This window comes from Actinomyces naeslundii, assembly GCF_001956585.1.
Classification (GTDB): domain Bacteria; phylum Actinomycetota; class Actinomycetes; order Actinomycetales; family Actinomycetaceae; genus Actinomyces; species Actinomyces naeslundii.
In genome coordinates this window covers 1-2,699 of sequence record NZ_MSRR01000037.1, presented here as the reverse complement: position 1 = coordinate 2,699, position 2,699 = coordinate 1, and the positions used below count along the sequence as shown (strand labels likewise).

2 protein-coding genes are annotated in these 2,699 nt (G+C 60.4%); both read right to left on the bottom strand.

Annotation, left to right across the window (positions count from 1 at the left end):
- Positions 1-2,126, bottom strand: a 2,126-nt coding sequence (locus tag BKH33_RS13095) for a tetratricopeptide repeat protein (protein WP_244157431.1), incomplete at its 3' end; no start/stop codon positions are given.
- Positions 2,127-2,168: 42 nt separating this feature from the next.
- Positions 2,169-2,699, bottom strand: a 531-nt coding sequence (locus BKH33_RS13090; RefSeq protein WP_143229073.1) for a tetratricopeptide repeat protein, incomplete at its 5' end; no start/stop codon positions are given.

Sequence of the window (2,699 nt, the reverse complement as noted above, 5' to 3'; positions counted from 1 at the left end):
TAGGCGCCGGCGAGGTTGTGGCGTGAGATGAGGGTGTCGGGGTGGTGGGGTCCCAGGATGCGGGTGCTGTCTTCGAGGGTCTGTTCGTGCAGGGGGATGGCCTCGTCGAGCCTGCCAGCGTCCTGGTAGGCGCCGGCGAGGTTGTGGCGTGAGATGAGGGTGTGGGGGTGGTCGGGGTCCAAGGCTTTGCCTGCCTGGGTGACAGACTCGGTGAGAGTAAGAGCCAGCTGCGGCATTCCAAGATCGGTTGCATCGCGCAGCGTCGTTGCGAGTATTGCGACAAAATCTGGATCGGAAAATAATGGGCGAGAGTGGTCTTGAGATGTGATCGCGCCTATTTGTTCAACGAGATTTCGTGTTTCCTGTCGCTGCTGTTCAAAATTAGCTAGTTGGCCTATGTTAATCTTGTAGAGGATGGTTGTTGCGTATATGCATGCTTTGTTAAATTTCCCTTGTTCGCTCAGGTAGGTTTCGCGGTAAACTTGTCCTTGAAGGCGGTGGACGATGGTCTTTTTGCCGTCCGTGGATTCTTGAATGATTGATGATCTCTTCAGGAATGACAGGGTATCTCGTACCGCGTCGGAGTCATCTTCGAGCGCCAGAAGCCAGTGAGTCGGTACTCCGGGAGCGGCCAGGAGGGATAGTGCGTCGAGGAGCGATATAGCGATCCTCTCCTGCCAGGGGTACTTGGAGTTGATCTGATCCAAGGCCTGTTCGTACGCCATGAATAGCGCGACCCCAACGGCGTCTGGGTAGTCATCGCCCTCGAGGCGACTGATGCTTGACTCGAGCGAGTGGGTGCTCAATCTTATGAAATACTCTGAAAGGGAGTAGTGTCCCCACTTGGCTGTTGCCGCGGCTTGGGTTACGGCGACAGGTAGGTCGCCAAGCGCCTCTGCGATCTGGTCGGCTGCATCGCGATGAGCGTCACCGGTGCGTTGGCAGAGAAGAGCGATCGACTGCTCGCGATCAAAGACGCCGACTGCCATCGGTGACCATCCCAAACTGTCCCAGTCAAGGCGACGTGTGGTGGTGATGATGACCCGGACTCCGCTGCCCTTGGGAGTGAGACCCTTCAGGTCGTCGAGGTTCTCCACGTTGTCGAAGACGACAAGGCGGTCCGCCGCATCTGCTGAGTGTAGCTGATCCAAGAAGCGTCGAATAATAGTCTCCGGAGGAATGTCCTTCGGTGCATCGATACCGATGCGCAGTGCGAGCTCGTAGAGATCGGCAATGAGTTCCTTACGTGAGCCTGCATTGATCCATGCGACTAGGGGCCATTCCTCCTCGCATCTGGCCGCAACGGCAGCGGCCAGCTGAGTCTTGCCGCTTCCTCGCATCCCCGTCAGCACTGTACGAGGCTCGGCGCGGGTGAAGATGGCATCGAAGAGCTCATCCTGCCCTTCTCGCTTGACGAAGCCTGCGCTGACCCTGGGGCGGCTACCGAAGCGAATCCGCGTGGGAGGGGCAGATTGGTTTCGAGTGACCGCGCTATGGATCTCCTGGATATCCGTAGCCACTGCCGTCAAACGTTCGTTAGTCTCTGCTTGCCCGTCCAGGATTTGTTCCTGCCCCGCAAGTAACTGCTCCTGCCTAGCGAGCAACTGCTTGAGCGCGGCGATGTCGAAACCGCGTGAGCCTGGCACGAGACGGATGAACTCGTCGGCGACGATGCGGGTCAGGTCATCGAAGAAGGGCTCGGCTGCTGCCTCGATGTTTTGGCGGCGGCTGGCCGTCCGCCGTCGGAGGTAGGTCTCGAACTTGTCCGGGAACCGCACTGCCTCCAGGACTGCGGCGTCGTCTCCGCTGAGATTCCTAAGCGTCACCTCCATCTCGGTGACGGCTCCAGCCAGGGCGAATGGGGCGACTCCGGTCCGCTCGTACCGCTCGCCGGCGGCATCCACCTGCTTCTGAAGTCGAGACTTGATGGACGCCTCCAGCGGATTCTCCTGTCCACCTCGACCGTGCATCAGGCTCCATATGCTGCGCCACGCGTTAAAGGCATCGCTTGGCAGTGACGCCGCGCTGCCCCACGAAGGATCAACGGCCACAGCGGCTCCACGCATGACCAGGCCGGCAAGGCTGGTGGTCATGGACAGGACAGCGAAAGAGAGGGGATCGGCCATGCCGCTATCGTACAAGCGGTCAGCGGCCCGGAAACAGAATTCTCACGGCGTACCGAAGAGCTTCTTCGCCTCCTCGGATCTCCCCGCGGCAAGGTAGGCATTGGCGAGGTTGTTGCGTGAGGTGAGGGTGTTGGGGTGGTGGGGTCCCAGGATGCGGGTGTGGTCTTCGAGGTTCTGTTCGAACAGGGGGATGGCCTCATCGAGCCTGCCCGCGGCCTGGTAGGCGCTGGCGAGGTTGTGGCGTGAGGTGAGGGTGCTGGGGTGGTGGAGCCCCAGGACATAGGCATGGTCCGTAAGGGCCTGCTCGTAGAGGGTGATGGCTTCGTCGAGTCTGCCAGCTTCCCGGTAGGCACAGGCGAGGTTGTTGCGCGAGCCCAAAGTGTCGGGGTGGTTGGGGCCCAGGATGTGGGTGCGGTCTTTGAGGTTCTGCTTGTGAAGGGTGATGGCTTCGTTGAGTCTGCCCGCGGCCTGGTAGGCGCTGGCGAGGTTGTTGCGCGAGCCCAAAGTGTCGGGGTGGTTGGGGCCCAGGATGTGGGTGCGGTCTTTGAGGTTCTGCTTGTGAAGGGTGATGGC